At 51.5% G+C, this 19482-nt stretch carries 21 protein-coding genes; 7 read left to right on the forward strand and 14 right to left on the reverse strand.

Annotated features, from left to right (window positions below; genetic code table 11):
- Positions 1-57: 57 nt before the first annotated feature.
- Together KZ483_RS23320 and KZ483_RS23325 are read right to left on the reverse strand one after the other, a co-directional pair.
- Complete coding sequence (locus KZ483_RS23320; protein ID WP_220349977.1) at positions 58-762, reverse strand: DUF2225 domain-containing protein; 705 nt, start codon at positions 760-762, stop codon at positions 58-60.
- A 4-nt stretch (positions 763-766) separates the two neighbouring features.
- Positions 767-1165 (reverse strand): globin domain-containing protein, encoded by a 399-nt coding sequence (locus KZ483_RS23325; RefSeq protein WP_220349978.1) that lies wholly within the window; start codon positions 1163-1165, stop codon positions 767-769.
- Positions 1166-1620: 455 nt separating this feature from the next.
- Between KZ483_RS23325 and ylbJ the strand changes: the two genes are divergently transcribed.
- The 3 genes from ylbJ (at position 1621) to KZ483_RS23340 (ending at position 5299) form a co-directional block, all read left to right on the forward strand.
- A complete protein-coding gene (gene ylbJ / locus KZ483_RS23330; protein WP_258881775.1) occupies positions 1621-2694 on the forward strand; it encodes a sporulation integral membrane protein YlbJ in 1074 nt (357 codons plus the stop codon).
- Positions 2695-2759: 65 nt separating this feature from the next.
- The gene (locus KZ483_RS23335; RefSeq protein WP_220349979.1) at positions 2760-3557 is read left to right on the forward strand and encodes an NAD kinase; all 798 of its coding nucleotides are present in this window, start codon (positions 2760-2762) and stop codon (positions 3555-3557) included.
- Between the two features lie 2 nt (positions 3558-3559).
- Positions 3560-5299, forward strand: coding sequence for an ABC transporter ATP-binding protein (locus KZ483_RS23340; RefSeq protein WP_309568608.1), 1740 nt, complete (start codon positions 3560-3562; stop codon positions 5297-5299).
- Positions 5300-5372: 73 nt separating this feature from the next.
- Here the strand turns inward: KZ483_RS23340 and KZ483_RS23345 are convergent, their stop codons facing one another.
- Both KZ483_RS23345 and lipA read right to left on the reverse strand, forming a co-directional pair.
- Positions 5373-6104: a YutD family protein gene (locus tag KZ483_RS23345; protein WP_220349980.1), complete on the reverse strand. Its 732-nt coding sequence runs from the start codon at positions 6102-6104 to the stop codon at positions 5373-5375.
- Between the two features lie 19 nt (positions 6105-6123).
- Positions 6124-7020 (reverse strand): lipoyl synthase, encoded by an 897-nt coding sequence (gene lipA / locus KZ483_RS23350; RefSeq protein ID WP_220349981.1) that lies wholly within the window; start codon positions 7018-7020, stop codon positions 6124-6126.
- A gap of 128 nt (positions 7021-7148) precedes the next feature.
- On the opposite strand from lipA, the gene KZ483_RS23355 reads away from it, so the two are divergent.
- Positions 7149-8180: a M23 family metallopeptidase gene (locus KZ483_RS23355; RefSeq protein WP_309568609.1), complete on the forward strand. Its 1032-nt coding sequence runs from the start codon at positions 7149-7151 to the stop codon at positions 8178-8180.
- Between the two features lie 63 nt (positions 8181-8243).
- Here the strand turns inward: KZ483_RS23355 and yunB are convergent, their stop codons facing one another.
- Together yunB and KZ483_RS23365 are read right to left on the reverse strand one after the other, a co-directional pair.
- Positions 8244-9086 carry a sporulation protein YunB gene (gene yunB / locus KZ483_RS23360; protein ID WP_220349982.1) on the reverse strand — a complete coding sequence of 281 codons (843 nt, stop codon included), beginning with the start codon at positions 9084-9086 and terminating at the stop codon, positions 8244-8246.
- Positions 9087-9238: 152 nt separating this feature from the next.
- Entirely contained in the window at positions 9239-10009 is a 771-nt protein-coding gene (locus KZ483_RS23365) for a GTP cyclohydrolase II (protein WP_220349983.1), read from the reverse strand.
- Positions 10010-10259: 250 nt separating this feature from the next.
- On the opposite strand from KZ483_RS23365, the gene KZ483_RS23370 reads away from it, so the two are divergent.
- A complete protein-coding gene (locus KZ483_RS23370) occupies positions 10260-10574 on the forward strand; it encodes a winged helix-turn-helix transcriptional regulator (protein ID WP_220349984.1) in 315 nt (104 codons plus the stop codon).
- A gap of 90 nt (positions 10575-10664) precedes the next feature.
- Here the strand turns inward: KZ483_RS23370 and KZ483_RS23375 are convergent, their stop codons facing one another.
- A complete protein-coding gene (locus KZ483_RS23375; protein ID WP_258881391.1) occupies positions 10665-11519 on the reverse strand; it encodes an SMP-30/gluconolactonase/LRE family protein in 855 nt (284 codons plus the stop codon).
- 187 nt (positions 11520-11706) lie between these two features.
- On the opposite strand from KZ483_RS23375, the gene KZ483_RS23380 reads away from it, so the two are divergent.
- Positions 11707-12669 (forward strand): hypothetical protein, encoded by a 963-nt coding sequence (locus KZ483_RS23380; RefSeq protein WP_220349986.1) that lies wholly within the window; start codon positions 11707-11709, stop codon positions 12667-12669.
- 88 nt (positions 12670-12757) lie between these two features.
- Here the strand turns inward: KZ483_RS23380 and KZ483_RS23385 are convergent, their stop codons facing one another.
- The 3 genes from KZ483_RS23385 to KZ483_RS23395 form a co-directional block, all read right to left on the reverse strand.
- The gene (locus KZ483_RS23385) at positions 12758-13093 is read right to left on the reverse strand and encodes a hypothetical protein (RefSeq protein ID WP_220349987.1); all 336 of its coding nucleotides are present in this window, start codon (positions 13091-13093) and stop codon (positions 12758-12760) included.
- A gap of 132 nt (positions 13094-13225) precedes the next feature.
- Positions 13226-14035: a TrmH family RNA methyltransferase gene (locus KZ483_RS23390; protein WP_309568610.1), complete on the reverse strand. Its 810-nt coding sequence runs from the start codon at positions 14033-14035 to the stop codon at positions 13226-13228.
- Between the two features lie 8 nt (positions 14036-14043).
- Positions 14044-14709, reverse strand: coding sequence for a potassium channel family protein (locus KZ483_RS23395; protein ID WP_220349988.1), 666 nt, complete (start codon positions 14707-14709; stop codon positions 14044-14046).
- A gap of 84 nt (positions 14710-14793) precedes the next feature.
- Between KZ483_RS23395 and KZ483_RS23400 the strand changes: the two genes are divergently transcribed.
- Positions 14794-15087, forward strand: coding sequence for a small acid-soluble spore protein SspI (locus KZ483_RS23400; protein WP_220349989.1), 294 nt, complete (start codon positions 14794-14796; stop codon positions 15085-15087).
- Positions 15088-15194: 107 nt separating this feature from the next.
- Here the strand turns inward: KZ483_RS23400 and KZ483_RS23405 are convergent, their stop codons facing one another.
- From KZ483_RS23405 to KZ483_RS23420, 4 genes are all read right to left on the reverse strand, one after another.
- Positions 15195-16289 carry a Gfo/Idh/MocA family protein gene (locus KZ483_RS23405; protein ID WP_220349990.1) on the reverse strand — a complete coding sequence of 365 codons (1095 nt, stop codon included), beginning with the start codon at positions 16287-16289 and terminating at the stop codon, positions 15195-15197.
- Positions 16290-16391: 102 nt separating this feature from the next.
- Positions 16392-17039, reverse strand: a complete 648-nt coding sequence (locus KZ483_RS23410; RefSeq protein ID WP_220349991.1) for a ThuA domain-containing protein — start codon at positions 17037-17039, stop codon at positions 16392-16394.
- A gap of 25 nt (positions 17040-17064) precedes the next feature.
- Positions 17065-18228 (reverse strand): Gfo/Idh/MocA family protein, encoded by a 1164-nt coding sequence (locus KZ483_RS23415; RefSeq protein ID WP_220349992.1) that lies wholly within the window; start codon positions 18226-18228, stop codon positions 17065-17067.
- Positions 18229-18265: 37 nt separating this feature from the next.
- Positions 18266-19327, reverse strand: a complete 1062-nt coding sequence (locus KZ483_RS23420; protein ID WP_220349993.1) for a LacI family DNA-binding transcriptional regulator — start codon at positions 19325-19327, stop codon at positions 18266-18268.
- Positions 19328-19482 lie beyond the last annotated feature (155 nt).

Genomic DNA, 19482 nt, shown 5'->3' on the forward strand with positions numbered 1-19482 from the left:
AAGCTGAATAAAGCCGCCCGGAACCACCGGGCGGCTTTAAAACCTTCTCATACCGTTTTACGCATTCATCCTTGCTTGTTCTTCCTGTACAACCGAGATACTTCCAGAATACTCCTCGCGGAGCAGCTGCCATTGCTCACGGCACGCACGAATCATCGAAGCATCCACGATCTTCTTGTCGTTGACGACTCGCGAGAACCATCGCACAGCATCATTCGGCTCTCCAAGCCGCCGGTGCAGCTCCCCGATCAAATACATCAGCTTCGCATTGTTCAAGTCGACGCCTTCCGTCTCATAAACCCTGATGTAAGCACCGTGCGCGAACCGCAGGAAGCGCAGCTCCTGTTCATGCTCGCCCACGTACCTGTACAGCCATGCTATATGATGCAATATCCCGGCGACGACGCGTTCCTTCTCGCCGACGACTTGCGCGCACAGAAGAGCAAGCTTATAACATTCCAGCGCCTGCTCCTGCGTGCGGTTTCCGCCGTAGTCACGCATTACCCAATGGGTGCCGATCCGCTCGTAATAGAGCTGCCGCTGCCGGTCCGTTAATTTTTCCGTTCCATTCTCCGTCGAAGCGAATCCGCATTTCGGGCATACGCGAACTACATAATAGTCGGGATTAATATCACTTTTGAAGTAGGAGCAAAAATCACTGTCCCGCGCCGAAGCCTTCTTAAAGCTGGGTCTGACACGCGGGGTTTTGTATGCCGTCTCACAGCAAATGCACATTATCGAGGTCAAATAGAGCGGCTCCATGCAATCACGTCTCCTGTTCGTTCGATTCCTTCGTGTTTACAAAATGGTGGGCCGGCGCGGACAGCCGTTCAAGTACGATCCGCTGCAGCTCTTGCGGCAATTCGGTTTCGGCAAGCGCTTCGCGCATACAATCGAGCCACGCTTCAGCGCGTTCCACTGTAATCTGAAACGGCATATGCCGCCCTCGCATCATCGGGTGGCCATACTGATCGGAATAGAGCGACGGCCCTCCGAAAAACTGGGAAAGAAACATGTACTGCTTTTCCATAACCGGCATAATGTCGTCCGGGAAAAGCGGCGCAAGCAGAGGATGCTTTTGCACTTTAGGGTAAAAGGCCTCCACGATACGTCTTATTCCATCTCCGCCGCCAACTGCCTCATAAATAGTTCTATAGTTATTCATCGTCATATACATCTCCATTTTGTAGGTCTATTGTATTACTTTTAAATTATTTTTTGCGCCTCGAGACTTATACGGTCAAAACAAAAAAAATGCCCTTCTATGGAGGGCATTCGGTCATTAATAGTACGAATAAACAACGGGATCAGCTCTCATAATCCTCTTCGCCGGGAGCCATCAATGACTCTCGGATAACGTATACGAAGGCGCAAACGAGGATGCCTGCAATAATACTCATAAGTCATCACCTCTAGCGTTCGATGTACTGCTATTGTACCATACCAATGTCGAAAATAACACTCCATTTTGCAAGCGTTTTCGAAAATAATTTTCCGATAAAGAGCGGTCCATTCACGATAAATTTTCAGTATTCGCTCTCCCTCTGTGATGTTTGTCCAAATCGGCACATATACCGTTAATAGTCCACTATACATCAATTGGAGGAGTCGCTTGTGCACATAGTACGATATTTGATCCGTCCGTCCGTGATCCCGGCATGGACCGCCGTTCTTATTGCCCTGCTTCTTGCCCTGTATCCTTCAGCCGGACTTGAAGCGTCTGTCCGCGGGCTTTCAATCTGGTGGCAGGTGCTCTTTCCGGCGCTGTTCCCTTTCTTCGTCATTTCGGAGCTGCTGCTCGGCTTTGGGATCGTTCACTTCTTCGGCAAGCTGCTCGATCCCCTTATGCGGCCGCTCTTTCGGCTTCCGGGCATCGGCGGCTTTGTATTTACTATGGGATATGCTTCGGGATATCCCGTCGGAGCGCGTTTGACCGCCCAACTCTGGGAGCAGCGGCTCATTTCGCGCGCTGAGGGAGAGCGGCTCGTCGCCTTCACCACGACATCCGATCCGATCTTTCTGATCGGCGCCGTGTCGGTAGGTTTCTTTCATAATGCCGCCCTCGCTCCGCTTCTTGCAGCCGCCCATTACGGGGGCGGGCTTATCGTCGGGCTCATCATGCGCTTCCATGACCGGAAGGCTCCCGCCTCCTACCAAACCACTTCAGGCTCCAAAGCGGAAAAGCGTAAATCCCGGATCGCGGAGGCTATTCGGGCAATGCATCAGGCACGGCTGCTCGATGGCCGGACGATCGGCGCACTGCTGCAGGATGCGATTCAAGCCGCCTTGAAGCTCATGATTGTCGTCGGTGGACTTGTGGTCGTTTTCTCCGTAATCATGGAGCTGCTGACGAAAGCGGGCGCGATTCATATACTCTCCGAAGCGATAAGCGGCATGCTGGGAGCAGCCGGTCTTCCCCCCGTCTTATCGTATGCCGTCGTGAACGGCCTCTTCGAAGTAACGCTGGGAGCGAAAGCCGCAGGAGCTGCAGGGGGAGCCGGCCTTATCCATCAAGCTGCAATCGCCGCCTTCATCCTTTCGTGGGGAGGTCTGTCGGTGCATGCGCAAATCGCCAGCCTGCTTAGCCGTACCGACATCAGATACGGGTCTTTTCTGATAGCAAGGCTTCTGCACGGCTGCATAGCGCTTGTACTTGTTTACTTGCTCTGGAGCCGTCTTGGTCCTTTAGTCTGAGATTGTGTTCGTGAACAATTTCCGATATGATCGAACTATCTACTGTTCGGAAGGAGCTTGTATCTTTGAACTATGTCGTGGTGGACAGAGGCGATCAGCTGTCGCAAGAGCTTGCACAGCGGTTTCATACATTAGCGGCCGAAAACGGTCTGAAAAGGGATGAGGAAACGCCGGAGATGGTCATTTCAATCGGCGGGGACGGTACCCTTCTTCAAGCGTTTCACACGCATGTGGAACGGGTCTCCGAAGTGGCATTTATTGGCGTTCATACAGGGCATCTGGGCTTCTTCGCCGATTGGCAAGCCGACGAACTGGACGAACTGGTCAAGATGATGGCGAACAATGAGCCCAGAATCGTCCGTTATCCGATTGCGCAAATCGAATTGGATACGGACACAGGACTTACGACTCACTTTGCACTCAATGAATTTACACTCAAAGGCGTTGACAATACGCTCGTGGCCCAGATCGACATTAACGACGAGCTGTTCGAAATGTTCCGGGGCGACGGAATCGTCGTGTCCACTCCCTCGGGCAGCACGGCATATAACAAAAGCGTCGGGGGCGCCGTCATTCACCCTTCGATTGAGTCGCTTCAGATTGCCGAGATCGCATCCATTAACAATCGGGTATATCGTACGCTCGGCTCATCCGTTGTACTGCCGCAGCATCATCATTGCGACATCATTTCGCGCAAGGAGCAGCGGTTGCAGCTTTCGTTCGATCACTTAAACATTACAAGAAACGATATCCGGTCGATCCGTTGCAGCGTCGCCGGCCACAAGATCTGCTTTGCCCGGTACCGTCCGTTCACTTTCTGGAACCGGGTACGGGAAGCGTTTCTAGGATATGAAGTGAAATAATAATGAAACTGTTTCGCGCTTACCTGCAGTTCGTGAAGCCGTACAAGTGGATTATCGCGGTGACGATCCTCATCGGGGTGATCAAGTTCTCCATCCCTCTGACGCTGCCGCTCTTTATTAAATACGTCGTTGATCAGGTCCTTCTTGCGGATTTGTCCAACGCGGAGAAAATGAACAAACTGCTTCGCGCGGTCGGTCTTGCCTTCGTGCTCTTTGTTATCGTCCGCTATCCGGTAGAATATTTCAGGCAGTATTTCGCCCAATTGACGACGAGCAGAGTATTATTCGACCTCCGCAACAAGCTGTACAGCCACCTGCAGCAGCTCTCCGTGCGGTTTTACCAGAACCGCAAGTCCGGTGAAATCATTTCCCGGATGATGAACGATGCCGAACAGACCAAGTCGCTTGTCGAGACAGGACTGATGAACGTTTGGCTCGATATGTTCACACTGCTCATTGCGCTTGCCATCATGTTCAATATGAACGTGATGCTGACGTTTGTAGCCATTGCGATTCTTCCGTTCTACGGATATGCGGTGAAAAAGCTGTACAAGAGATTGCGCGCCTACTCCCGCTCCCGTTCACAGTCCCTTGCCGAGATGCAGGGCTATCTGAACGAGCATGTTAACGGAATTCCCGTGGTCAAAAGCTTCACGCTCGAAGCTTACGAGCAGCAGCAGTTCAGCACCCGCAACAGAAAGTTCCTTGACCGCGCCTTCGCGCTGACAAGGTGGAACGCCCTGACGCAATCGATTACGAATACCCTGACCGAAATCGCTCCACTGCTTGTTCTTGCCTGCGGCGGGTATCTCGTTATTAACAAAGGATTGACATTAGGCGAATTCGTTGCATTTTATGGCTATTTGGACCGGCTTTACGCGCCGCTCCGCAGGCTCGTCAACTCCTCGACAGAGCTGACGCAAGCGGCCGCATCACTCGAGCGTGTCATGGAGCTGCTGAATGAAAAACCGGAAATCCGTGATGAGCCCGGGGCAGTCGCCATGGAGTCCGTACGCGGGGATATCGAATTCCGGAATGTTTCTTTTCGTTATCTGGATGAAGGAGAATGGGTCCTTGACGGGATTGATTTAAAGATCCCTCAAGGGCATACGGTGGCGCTGGTCGGGATGAGCGGCGGCGGCAAATCGTCTCTGGTCAGCCTCCTGGCGCGGTTCTATGATATCCAGGAGGGGCGGATAACCATAGACGGCCGCGATATCCGCAGCGTGACACAACAAAGCTTGCGGTCTCACATCGGGATGGTGCTGCAGGATAACATATTGTTCAGCGGCTCGGTGCGGGAGAATATTTTGCTCGGCAATCCTGAAGCGTCTGAAGCGGAAGTAATCGAAGCCGCTAAACGGGCCAATGCGCATCAATTTATTCTGGCGCTCCCCCACGGCTACGACACAGAAATCGGTGAACGAGGGGTTAAGCTGTCCGGCGGACAGAAGCAGCGCATCGCCATTGCCCGGGTATTCCTGAAAAATCCGGCTATTCTTGTCCTTGACGAGGCTACGTCGGCTCTGGATCTCGAATCGGAGCATGCGATACAAGAATCGCTTGCGGAACTCGCGCAGAACCGCACAACGCTCGTAGTCGCGCACCGGCTCTCAACGATAACCCATGCCGACGCCATCGTGGTTGTAGTAAACGGCTCAATCGTGGAGCAGGGCACACACAGCGAGTTGATCGCCAGAGAAGGCCCGTACTCCAGACTTTATAATGTTCAGCATTTATAAATAGTAGCTTAATTTTTTGAACAAAGAGTGCGATGTTCTCCTTAGAGATCATCGCACTCTTTGTTCGTTATATTCATTTTCGGTTCGGCTGCTGCGTTTGCTTAGATTTTCCCGTCGTTTCTGCAGCCGCTGCGACCGGCGCTTTCGGCGCGGTGAAATGCGGCTTTCTCTGTCGGTTGCTTCGGCTCCGGTCTTGACCGTTTTGCGTCCGATCCTGCTGGTTGTCTGTACCCATTTGCTGCTGCCGGCCCGCTTCTTTATCGCGGTCCCGGTCTTTACCGAGTGACTTGCGGGAATCTTTTATTTGTTCTTTATCCGCATCCTTACGTGAATGACGGTGATATTCGCGCTTCTGGTGCTCCCGCACAATACGGGGTGTGGTGCGGACCTCCTGGCCGTCTTCTTGGCCTTGGGCATCCGCTGCCCCTACCGCTCGGGCTGGCATGTCGAATGGGTCATCTATCCCTTCAAACAATTCGGATGAATCGAAATCATCGAAATCGGAATCCTCGCCGTCTCCCGAACCTTTGACGCCAGGCTGACGTTGGAGAACAAAATAAGCGCAGCCAAAATTGCAGTATTCGTTAATATAATCAAGCATTCCGGAAAAAGCGCTGTCGCGCGAGACTTTCGGGTGATTGTCGCGGAAGAACCCTTTAAGTCTCAGCTGATTGTAGCCCCAATCTCCGATGACGTAATCGTAGCGTTCCAGCACATCGCTGTACCGTTCGCGGAACGCGTCGGGATTCCATCCGTCTTTATGCTCGTGAATTAGTTCATAGGTTCTGCCGCTGATATGAATCAAGGGTGCTCCCCACTCCTTCTCACAAAGTTGCCGTTTTTGCCCCGGTTGCAGACTGTACCTGCTCGTGTGCATGATAAGAGCTGCGAACAAGCGGACCGGATTCAACGTGGCTGAACCCTCGTTTCAGTCCTTCTTCTTTCAGCTTTGCAAATTCATCCGGGTGTACATAGCGTTCAATCGGAAGATGGTTCGGCGTGGGCTGCAAGTATTGGCCAAGAGTCAATATATTGCAATCAACCGCACGCAAATCGTCCATCGCCTGCAAAATTTCGTCCCATTCCTCCCCGACACCAAGCATGATGCTCGATTTGGTCGGGATATTCGGCTTCATCGCCTTGGCTTGCTTCAACAGCTCCAGCGATCTTGCATACTTCGCTCTGGCGCGGACGCGGTCGGAAAGACGCTCGACTGTCTCGATATTATGATTGAGAATATCAGGACCTGCATCCATAACCGTTTGGAGTGCTTCCCGGCTGCCTTGAAAATCCGGTATCAGTACTTCTACGCTGCAAAGCGGAAGTTTCTTGCGTATCGCCTTTACAGTCTCGGCAAAAATCATCGCGCCGCCATCGGCCAAATCGTCGCGGGCTACAGAGGTTACAACGCAGTGGCGCAGACCCATCTGCTCAGCGGCTTCCGCAACGCGCTCCGGCTCCTGCAGATCAAGCTCAGTCGGCAGTCCCGTCTTAACAGCGCAAAAACGGCATGCACGCGTGCAAATGTCGCCGAGAATCATAAAAGTGGCAGTCCTGTTTGCCCAACATTCATAAATATTGGGGCAGCGCGCTTCTTCGCATACCGTATGCAGCGTCTTGGAACGCATCATATCTTTAAGTTCGGCATAATTGCCGCCTGTAGTTAATTTTATCCGAAGCCAGTCCGGCTTACGCGCCGGCTCCTGCTGCTTTGTCTTCATGAGGCATATACCTGCTTTCTGTATTCTCCTGCGTCTTATTATAGCACGTTTCGGATAAAAACCAATGATAAGCAAATGATAACATGTATCTGCGTAAGGAAATTACGTATCAAAAAGGAGGGGAAGCGATGAGCCGTGTTTTGTTAAATCGCGTCATGCTTCTCATTTGTGCAGCCGGATTGCTGCTGCCATTCGGCTGTTTAGCGGAAGCGTCGGCCAAACCGCCCGAAACAGAAAATCCTAAAGCAAACTTATTTGAAAAGCGGCAAGCGCTGTACAATCAAATGAGTGCGGCGACCGGGATCCCATGGTACCGGCTTGCCGCTGTCGATCAATATGAAAGAACCATCACGAAAGCACGTCCGAAGACGAGAAAGCAGCTCGGAGAGTCGATAGGCGTTTTTGTAACCGAAACCGCTTGGGCAGGTGAGCTGAATCCGGATGTCCAAGATGAGATTCCCGCTTCAATCCGTTGGTTTAGCGGTCTTGGAATTGACGGGGACGGCGACGGACTCGCCCAACGCACGAATGATGCCGACCTTCTCTTTGCTGTAGCGAATCATCTCATGCATTTCGGCCCAGCGGAGGATGATTTCGCTATCGGCGTATGGCAGTATTATCATAATACAAGGGCTGTCCAACGAATCCGGCAGTTTTCCCGCTTATATGCCGCGTTCGGCCGGCTCGAGCTGTTCGATCATGCTTTCCCTGTTCCGGTGAAGAGTAATTATTCGTACCGCAGCACATGGGGGAGCCGCAGAAGCTGGGGCGGTTACCGCATTCACGAAGGAACCGATATTTTTGCCGGTTACGGCGTGCCCGTGCGAAGCACCTGCTATGGAGTCGTGGAGATCAAAGGCTGGAATCCTTTTGGCGGCTGGAGGATCGGTATCCGCGATCTGAATAACATTTATCATTATTACGCCCATTTGTCTGGTTATGATAAAACGATACAGGCCGGGTCCATCGTAACGCCGGGGCAAACGATCGGATGGGTAGGCAGCTCGGGCTACGGTAAACCCGGCACTCAAGGTAAATTTCCGCCGCATTTGCATTATGGCGTTTACCGTGACATCGGTCTCCTTGAATGGTCGTTCGACCCCTATCCCCTGCTTCGTCAATGGGAGATTCAAGACCGCAGGAAGCTAAATAAACGGTAAAAATAAGGCGTCTGTCATCGCGGCAGAACGCCTTTTCCCACCGCTGATCGGTTACAGCTTGGATTATTTGGCCGTATTTGTCCCCGTCCCATTGGAATCCTGATCACTTGCATGCTGGGAACCATCGACACCGCCGATATTCGTTCTTGTATTAGGAGTTGATATTCCGCTCTGGCCGTTCTGCATCGGGAGCGAGAGAGTGGGAGCTCCGGCAGCGGAATCCCCGACGGGATTCCCTTTATTATCGTAATAGTACATCGGGACGTCGCCGACCACGAGCAAGTATGAGATCGGAATTTCAGTCTCTACAAGCTCAGGCTGCGTATCAAACGGAATGATTATCGACACCTCGGCGACAATATGCATATATACTTCAACCAGAATCATATTGATGCCCGCGTCCTGCTGCTTGGTCTCCAAATCGACTTTAACGGCCCCCGCCGGTTCGAACTTGAATGGTATCCGGGGGCCGAACGAGGCGATTATTGAACTGCCGAGCGCCTGACCGAGCGGAATTTTCTGCGGAAGATCACCTGTTTCATTAAGAATCGACTGTACTTTTTCAGCGGTTTCGGAAGTTATTTTCATATGCTCCGCATAATTCAACATAAACCCCGAAATTTTACCGCCCGCATTCGTTTTCCAATCAATGAGCTTCTGGGCGTCGGTTTGAACCGCCGCTTGTTCCGAAATCGCCTCATTGATCGCTTGCGTAGCCACCTGCTTCACGCGTATTTTGGCTAACGCCATAAGTGGTCCTTGCAAATTCCGCTCAACAAAAACAAATGATTGAAAGAAGAATAAAAAAACGATCAGCAGCGCGAACAACCACAGTTTCCCGCGGCTGGCTTTCCCCGTTCGGCGTAAACGGCTGCTCCGCCAGCCTCTTCTTCCCCACTTTGGCATGCGACCGCCTCCTTCCCGCACTTCGTCCGCATTCCCCTTCCAAGCTTATGCGCGGGCCGTCCAAAAAAGAAGAAACACCCCTCAAAGCGAGGTGTCTGAGGACGGTGAATGTCAGCACTGCGAGCAGGCCATGCTGCTTTTTACCTCAAGTTTTATGCAGACTCATTAGGCCGGTCCTTGCTTTGCCCCAAATGGCCGGAACGGATAATTTTAGTGCGAAGGTATTTCTCGTTAAAGGGTGACACATCTCCCCACAGCGGAATCCGGCCGGCGATATTCATCCCTGAAGCTTTCAAGGCCTCGAGCTTCTTGGGGTTATTCGTGATCACAGTCACGGGACGCCGGCGCAGGCTCTTCAGAATACCGATCGCATCATCGTAATTGCGGACGTCATCCGAAAATCCGAGCTCCAAATTCGCCTCTACGGTATCATATCCTTTTTCCTGAAGAAGATAGGCCATTGCTTTGCTGAACAACCCGATCCCTCTTCCCTCATGGTTCGCCAAATAGAATAACGCGCCCGATCCCTTTGCAGCGATCATTTTCATTGATTGCTCAAGCTGGAATCCGCAGTCGCAGCGTTTACTTCCGAATATGTCCCCTGTATGACAAATGCTGTGCATCCGAATGAGCGCTTCATCGGAATTGGCAAAGTCACCGTATACAAGGACGCTTGATTGCTGCTTTTCCGCCAAATCCAGGGAGGAAAGCTGCTCGACCAGGGAAGCTGTATCCGGCTTTTCTTTGTGGACGATAGCGGCCGCATCTGCAACCGGCATCCAGCAATACCATTGAAAGATGACCGTTTCACCGCCCAAACTGACTGGAAGCTTAATGGGTCCTGCCAGAATATTAGTACGGCCAAGATGAGTGACGGTTTGAATTTTATCCTCTAAAATCGACAATATGTCCTGTTGAATCATTGCTGTTCCTCCTGGCTTAATTAAGTATGAATGTTCAGTTCGCTTTGTTTTCCGGGCTCCGTAAGGAGAAGGTCTTATGTGCTCATGACCAAGATTGCCTTCGTGGTATCACTAATATTATCTACGGTTACTTTATGTAAGTAAGTTTACAGCTTTTAAATTACATATGTCAAGTTATTTACTATTCATTAAGAACTATATTATTTTAAGTGGGGATAAGGTATAGTATAATTATGGGGAGGTGATTCAATTGGAACAGGCTGCATTGTGCCCGCGATTCGAGAAAGGCATGGAATTGCTGAGTAAACGTTGGGTAGGCTTGGTTGTGTTTCAGCTTCTTTCCGGTCCACAGCGGTTCTGCGCCATGGAATCGGCGCTTTCGGGTATTAGCGGAAGAATATTATCCGAACGGCTGAAAGAACTGGAGCAGGCTGGCATTGTGAACCGTGAGGTTTATCCTGAGACTCCCGTACGGATTGAATATTCGCTGACAGAGAAGGGGCGCGCTTTGCAGCCCATCTTTAATGAAATCGGGAATTGGTCCGATAAATGGGTTGAGCTGTAATCACTGCATTGCGCAGAACATACGACAGCCGGACAAAGGGAGGAGGCTCCCTTGTCCGGCTGTTTTGTCGCTTCCCATATTATTCGCGGGTTACCCGCCAAAAGCATAAGTAGGCATTCCCCTTACGCCGGTTTTTAAAACAAACACTCCTCCGGCGTTCGGTTCATTAGCCAGCACATCTTCTTCCAATCCGATACGCGCAGAAGTAATGTAAAGCTCAGTCAACCGGTCTCCGCCAAAAACGCATGAAGTCGTGCGCTTTGCCGGAACATTCACCGTTTCAAGAAGCCGGCCCGTTCCCGGATCCAAGCGCTTGACGGCATAACCGTTCCAGACAGCCACCCAAAGCATTCCCTCTTCATCCGACGTCATACCGTCCGGGAATGCTTCGCCCTGGCCGACCTCCGCTGCGACTCGTGGATTGCTTAGCTCTGCGGTCGCCAGATTGAAATCATAAGACATTACTTTTAATGTAGGCGAATCAATATAATACATAACCGAATTGTCGGGACTCCAGGTGATACCATTGGAAATGGTAACATTGGCAATTACTTTCTTTATCGTACAGTCGGTATCCAGATAATAAAGCGAGCCTGCCCCCGGCGCATAATCGTGTGCCATCGTCCCTGCCCAGAATCGTCCGGCCGCATCGCACTTTCCATCATTGAACCTGTTGTTCGGCTTATCCAATTCCACAGCGCCCAGCAGAGTCATTTGCCACGTTTCGAAATCAAAAGCATAAAACCCGTGCTGCAGTGCCATTACCACCCCTCCTGAGCGTCTGGGTACGACTGCACCGATGTACTGCCCTACGTTAAAGGTCATATCTTGCTTCGTCAACGGATTGTAAACATGCAATTTAAACCTCGTAATATCGACCCAGTACAGCAGCTTCCGGCGTGCATCCCAGCTGGGCCCTTCTCCAAGTTCAGCCTTGGCTCCCATAACTAATCGCAGGGGGTGCATGGTCTCCCTCCCTTTAGCGCATTTTTGCTCAAAGAGATAAGTATGCGGAGCAGATGAAATAAATTCCTGTTCCCTCCGCCCGGGGTTAACCCGCAGCAGCAGTCTATATTTCGTCCCTTTCGGGAAGGCTAACAAAGGCTGACATTCATTACTGGGAGGCGTAGCTATGCACGCGATTGAGCTCAAACCGAATTTAAAAACAGCAGGCGGTGAAGCCTGTGATATTATGCTGGGAGGCCGTTATGCCGGATCGATGATGCTGGTTTACCGTGAAGGGGACCGGTTAGCGGGATCCATACAGCTCGAGAGGAAATCGCTCAAAGCGGAGGATAAAGACCGTATCATTGCGATGCTCGAGGAACACATTCTCTCCTTCGCCCATGCCGTCGCAGCGGAGAGCTACGATATACTAATTACAAACGCCGACTTTGATGAAATTATGACTGATACCGGCGATGAAGCGGATGCAAAAGCGAATGCAGAAGCAAATGAAGAAGAGGCCGGCGAAGCTGCGTTGGACTTTCAGCTCGTTGTTGCGGACAAGAAGCGCAATCGTCTTCGCTTTCATCTGTTTAATGAGGCGGGAGAGCTGGCTGCCGAAGCATTCCTCAGGACTTCAGATTCAGATGTAATCGGACATATCAGCTGGGAATTCGAGCCGGCGGACGAGGAAATTGAACGGGTTACGGAAATGATCGTTTCCAAGTATAATGACGACCTGGTCGATACGTTCGTCCTTGATCATCGATTCGAAGGTGAATTGCTGGAGACAGTGGAGTTGACACATGAAGACCTGCTGGACACTCCTGTCGAGAACATAGGTGCCAGTGGCGAGGACCGTTTTAGTGTCATTCTCGTCCGTGATGATGTGGATGCTCTGACCTATGAGATTTATGAAGAATCCGAAAGTTTGCCGATTGGTACAGCTACAGTGGATATCCAGAGCCGTCGGCTTACAGGTTTTATCGATTTCCGGGATCGCTCGTTCGTGGACGACGCAGGTGTCATCTCATCCCTGCTCATGAGAGAGCTCGACAAGGAGAAAGATTACAACGGCTTGAATCTGTCACTCATGCACCGAAATGAGCTGGTCGACGAGTTAGTATTCGAGAACGATCCCGTTCACTGAAGGGATCGGACAAAAAAGCCCCGTTAAATGCTGCGATCCCGGCACCACAGCATTAACGGGCTTTTTTGCTTGCCGATCAACCATACGCTCACGATACGGGATGGCTATCCCGATATTCCGTTTCGAACCGCTCTTTGACAGAATCGTTGCTGCCTTGAATGGAATGGCGGATCTCGTCTATTTCACGCATTAGATTACGAATCGCATCCAAATCGCCGTCATCGGCGCATCTGCTGACCTGATCCAAAAGTGAAAGCAGCAGAGCTTGATAGGCGGAGATAAAGCTGATATCTACATCGGATGTTTGACGATAATATCCATAGTAGCGCTTAAACCGCTCGATAAGCGTCTCTCCGGCAGCCGGATATGCAGCGCCTGATTGCCGGGTCATAGTGGGTCTCAAGCCTTCTTCCCAGTTCTCCATACCGAAACCTTCTCTCGTAATCAGATAACGCATACTCTCCGATTAAGATGTACGGTTGGAAGGAGAATTATTCCGGCAGCCCGGGCTAACATTGCAGGTAGGTCTGCTCGGGCCAACAGGACACGGGGGCCATCAGGAATTATTGGCGTATTTGCGCTGCCGCAAAGCCTCATAAAGAAGAACTGTAGCCGCCATCGCCACATTGAGCGATTCCGACCTCCCATGTATCGGAATAATCACGTTCGCGTCAACCATCTCAAAAGACGAAGCGGATAATCCCTCTGACTCGTTGCCAAGCAGCAGCCACGTCGGACCCCGCCAATCATAGCTGAAACAAGTTTCTGTTGCCTTCAGACTCGTTCCGGCAATTGTCATCCCTTTGCTCTTTGCTTCCGGAAGCAGTTCGGCCAAATCTCCTTCAATAATCGGCAAATGAAACAGCGATCCCATCGTCGAACGGACCGTTTTCGGATTGTACAAGTCGGCGCATCCGCGGCCGAGAACAACCGCCGTCGCACCTGCCGCGTCGGCGCTGCGTATGATGGTACCGATATTGCCCGGGTCGCGCACTCCGTCCAGTACGACGGCGAGCGTATCCTGCCTGTACAAATCGCTCAAATCGCAGACGGGCTTAGCCACAACTCCAAATACAGGCGGCGGCGTATCGGTGCCGCTGCACTTGGCCATTACCGCAGTTGACGCCTCGATCAGCTTCAAGTCCGCTTCATGCAGCTGCCGTCGCAGTTCACCCGGAATACCCCGCTCCGCGTCATAAACAACCTTCTCTACGGCTGCACCGGCAAGCAGCGCTTCCTGTACAAGATGGACGCCTTCTATAATAAACTTGCCGCTGCGATCGCGGTGCTTTTTCTCTTGCAGCGCCGCCATCGCTTTAACCGCCTCATTTTGTAATGAAGTAATGCTCGTTATCGGTTTACTCACTGTATTATTCAGCCTTCCGCGTATACGATTTCGAAATTTTTCAAATCTTCGTTTTTGCCTACTATAACCAGAATGTCATTATCCTTGATGATATCTTCTGCATATGGAGAAATGTTCATATGATTGTCCGTTTTAATCGCCAGAACGTTACATTTATATTTAGCCCTAATGTCCAGCTGCTTTAAATTTTTTCCGATGGTTTGGAGGGGCGCTCTCATCTCGATGATACTATAATCATCCGAGAGTTCAATGAAATCCAGAATATTGGGCGAAATTAGATGATGAGCAACCCGCAGCCCCATGTCCCTCTCCGGAAATATAACTTTGTCGGCGCCGATTTTGCTGAGCACCTTACCGTGGAGTTCGTTTTGCGCTTTAACGATGAGTCTCGGGACACCTAGATCCTTCAAAATCAATGTCGTCAAAATACTCGACTGGATATCGGCCCCGATCGCTACGACAACTACATCAAAATTTCTTATGCCAAGTGCGCGCAAGGTATCCTCATCCGTCGTATCCGCCGAAACGGCGTGGGTTACGGAAGCGGAAATCTCTTGAATTTTTTGCTCGTTTGTATCGATAGCCAGCACTTCAAAACCGAGATTCGATAGTGCATTCGCTATACTCGATCCGAATCGTCCCATACCGATCACTGCAAATTGCTTCTTAGCCAACAACCGCACACCCCTTATTTTCAAGTGGACATACTTTGCTTATTATAACACAGCCTCCGAACATAACCGAACACAGTCGCCAGGATGAAAACAACTTTCCCGGGATATATTAAATACGAGAATGACTTTGGAGGGATCCGGTTGAACAATCTTGATTTGCGGCAGGCTATCGTTCAGCGAGTGCATGACAAAACCGGCGAAGAATTGACTGACGTTATCGAAAGCTCCATTGGCAACGACGAGAGGGCGCTTCCGGGGCTTGGCGTTTTATTCGAAATGATCTGGATGAACAGCCTTTCCGCCGATCAGAATCGGATGGTTGAGACATTATACAACCACCTGCATCGCACGGATGACGTATCAACAACCCCTAACTAACGCATATCGCCTGCAGCCAGCAAATATTAGAGACACTATACTATATTTGGGCCGGAAATAAAAACAGCTCGCCGCAGCGGCAAGCTGTTTTTATTAATTAAAGGCGCCTATTTCGATTGCGGTTCAAGCGCCGGCATCGGATCCGGACGCTCGCAAGTACTCTGCATCCTATAATGCTTTCCCTCGCGGGAGGCATCGTGGAATCCATGCATCGCTTCAAGCACGTGGTACGCCATCGCGCCGCTCGCGCGATGAGGCCCTCCGTCGTTAATGGCGCGGGCCATATCGGCCACGCCGATTCCCCGATTGTTATCCGTATAGCCGTGTGTCAAAGGGACCTCTTCCCAGTCGCCGCCTGCACGACGCAGCTTCACGACACCGCCGAAATTGTTCGGATCCGGTACAAGAAGAGTGCCGCCGCTCCCTTGAATTTCAATATTCGGCAGCGAAGTGCCTGCCTTCGCATCGAAGCTTGTAATCAGGGTTCCCACCGCGCCGCTTTCAAAATCGATTACGCCTGCAATATGTGTAGGCGTTTCGACTTTAATCGTTTTGCCGCGCTTTTTCTCGCTTGTAATGGTCCGCTCCGGGTAAGAAATGACCGCAGAACCTGTAACACGGCTAATCGGTCCGAGCAGCGTAACGAATGCAGTCAAATAATAAGGCCCCATATCGAACATTGGTCCGCCGCCGATTTCATAATAAAACTCAGGGTCGGGATGCCAGCTTTCGTGTCCGCCCCCAATTACAAACCCCGACACTGCTATCGGCGTACCGATTGCGCCGTCATCTATCAGCTTGCGGCACGTCTGGATGCCTCCGCCCAGGAAGGTTTCGGGGGCGCTGGCGACACGCAGTCCCTTATCCGCGGCAAGTTTAAGTATCTGCAGTCCCTCTTCGCGGGTGACGGCAAGCGGTTTCTCGACATAGACATGCTTGCCCGCTTCAAGCGCCTGCAAACAAATCGAAGCGTGTGCCTTCGGGATCGTCAGGTTAACGACGACATCAATTTCCACATCAGCAAGAAGCTGATCGACCGTATATGCTTTGGCTAAACCGAACTCCTCAGCCCTTTGCTGTGCGCGCACCAGGTCAAGATCGGCAGCCGCTACAAGGTCAATCTCCGGATATTTCTGCAAATTGGTAAAGTATATGCCGCTGATGTTGCCGCAGCCGACAATACCGACTTTAACTCGTTTCATTCAGTAATTCCTCCCAAGGCACCCCATCGGAATACGCCGCATCATAAGGATAAACATAAACTAAGTAATGAAAGAAAAAGAAAAGCGGTATCTAAGGGCGGACTATTTTCCAACCGGTGTGCCCTGTCCGCGGGCGGCCCACAGGAAACCCCGGCGCATAAGCTCCATCGTTTGCGGCATAGCCACAATATTTGCCTGATGCCCCAGCGTGTTATAGTAAACACGGCCTTCTCCCCATGTTTTGGTCCACACAACCGGCATTTTCACATCTCCGAACGAGGTGGTCGCATGCACCCTTACAGCCGGATCAACATGCATATAATACTGTTCAGAGCATACCACGAAATCACCGATCCCTGCAGTGAGCGGGTCTTCGGAATCGGTCATATTCACATCGTACACCACTCCATCATTGCCCGGGTGGGCAACCCATTGACCGCCGACCATATACTGATACTCCACCTCATTGCGGAAAGAGTCGGCCATTCCGCCGTGACAGCCGGCGATCCCGCAGCCAGCCTGGACAGTATCAAGCAGTGGTCGGAGCTGCGCTTGTTCAATTGTGCCCATCGTCCATACCGGAACTATAAGGTCCAGCCCCGCCATAAGCTCAGCGTCCTTATATGCGTCAAGCGTACCCGAAACGGTTACTTCAAATTCTTCCTTGCGCAGCATATCGGCAAAAATGGCGGACACTTCCTTGGGCTCATGGCCGTCCCAGCCGCCCCATACGATCAGTGCTTTTCTCATAGTTCTCTCCCTTCTCTTAATAAATTTACCGAAGCTCGGAAAGTGAGACCCAGCGTCGTTCTTCAATTGATTTATCCACGGCTTCCAGTACAGCCTGACATTCGACGCCGTCAAAGAAATTCGGCACCGGCTGCCGGTCTTCTGCAAGCGCCAGCATAAATTCATGCAGCTCATGGGTAAACGTGTGCTCGTAACCTATGGTATGGCCTGCCGGCCACCAAGCATCGCTGTATGCATGCGCCGGGTCTGTCGCAAGCACTCGCCGGAACCCTTGCACATCCGCTGCGTCGTCGCTGAAGTAAACCTCCAGCTCGTTGACCCGCTCGAAATCGAACTTGATGCTCCCTTTACTGCCGTTAATTTCAAAAGCATTCGTGCATCGGTGACCGGGCGCAAATCGAGTCGCTTCAATGCTGCCCAGCGCGCCTTCGGCAAATCTGGCCAGAAACAGTGTTGCATCGTCGACAGTTACCGGTCCGCGCGGGGCATCTTTATCGCCTTTGGCGCTAAGTCCGGTCATGGCCGTCGGAACCGGCCGCTCTTTCACGAATGTTTCGCTCATGCCGATAACTTCCTGGAATTCCCCCACGAGGAACCTAGCCAAGTCGATGACATGAGCTCCAAGGTCTCCATGTGAACCTGAGCCGGCGATTTCCTTCTGCAGACGCCAAACCAGCGGGAAATCCGGATCGACGATCCAGTCCTGAAGGAACCATCCGCGAAAGTGATAGATTTTCCCTATGCGCCCCTCTGAGATCAGCTTCTTTGCAAGCTGTACGGCGGGAGCAAAACGATAATTGAAGCCCACCATATGCTTGACACCGGCTTGCTCGGCGGCGTTCAACATTTCGATGGAATCGGCCAAATTCAGCGCCAGCGGCTTCTCACAAAAAATATTTTTGCCTGCAGCGGCGGCGGCTAGAGCAATCTCCTTGTGCGCATCGCTTGGGGCATTAATATCAATCAAATCAATATCATTGCGGGCGATCAATTTGCGCCAGTCGGTCTCCGCGCTCTCCCAACCGAACTGCGCTCGCGCTTGCTCCACCCCTTCCGGGTCGCGCCCGCAAATCGCCTTCATCTCCGGTTTTAACACTTTCGGGAAAAACATCGGCAGCGCCCGGTAAGCGTTGCTATGTGCCTTTCCCATGAATTTGTAGCCAATCATACCGACACGTACATTGCTCATCGATAAGTTCCGCCTCTCGAAGAAAATGTTGTTCCTTTTACCCTAATCCTTGCAAGGCCAATGGCCCAGAAGATACGCGAACGGCCAGCTGTACCGGCAGTTTTACGGAAAATCCGTTTTTCTGTTCAGGCGTCCCCATAATGATGTCGAGCAGTCTCGATGCCGCCTCACATCCGATTTTGTAGAAAGGGACGGAAATCGACGAAAGCGGTGGATCGGTCAACCGCGCACCGTCCGAATCATCGCAGCCGAACAGAGCGAGATCTTTGCCAACGTATACGCCGCATTCCTTCAATCCTTGGAGCAAACCGATCGCCATCCGGTCATTTGCGGCAATAACTGCATTCTTCCGTCCATTTCCCAGCAGTCGTGCAACCGCTTCCGCATGTTCATATCCGCTCTTCTGGCTGTAATTGCCTACAAGCACCATGGATGGGTCATACTCAAGCCCAGCCTCCGAAAGTGCCTGGCGATACCCTTCAAGCCGGTCCAAACTGTTGGAATAGACGGATGGTCCATTAAGAAAAATAATGCGTTCATACCCTTGGCCGATCAGATGTTTCGCAGCGGCATAGCTGCCCATTCGCTGATCAGCGTCGACAGTGTTGTAGGGTTGGCCATCGAATCGCTGATTCACTAGGCAAAATGGATATTGCCCCTCCTGAAGCTCGGAAAGCGCTGCCCGTTCATCCGGAACATCCTGGGCGCCAAGAATAATGCATCCGTCAATTTTTTGCATCCGGAACAAATCCGCATATTCTCTTGGCTCCTCCGGCTTTCGAAACAACAGCAGTAAATCGTAGCCGCGTTCTTTGGCGGTTATGCCAATGCCGCTCAGTATTTCGGAAAAGTAATACGTTGAGAACAGGTTCACTTTGGGCAGCAGCGGCAGGATAACACCGAGATTTCCGCTCTTGCTGCGGGCAAACCGCTGCGCAAGCGCGCTTGGGACATAATTCAACTGCCGCGCGGCCGCCATGACCCGCTCTCGAGTGTCCTCCTTAACCGGTCCCACGCCGTTCAGTACGCGCGAAACCGTGGCTTCCGACACACCGGCAAGCTTAGCGACCTCTTTTCTACGAATAAGTCCTTCCTCCAATCCTTAAGTGCATCAGCACTATGTACACGCGTACATTTTCTCATGATCATATACGGCTGTCAATAAGAAAACTTGCTCTACCGGACAAAAAAGATATCCATCTCTTCCCACATTTCAACCTAAGCTACAATTTTTTTCTTGTTGATTGTAAACAG

The organism is Paenibacillus sp. sptzw28 (genome assembly GCF_019550795.1).
In the GTDB taxonomy this organism is placed as follows: Bacteria; Bacillota; Bacilli; order Paenibacillales; family Paenibacillaceae; genus Paenibacillus_Z.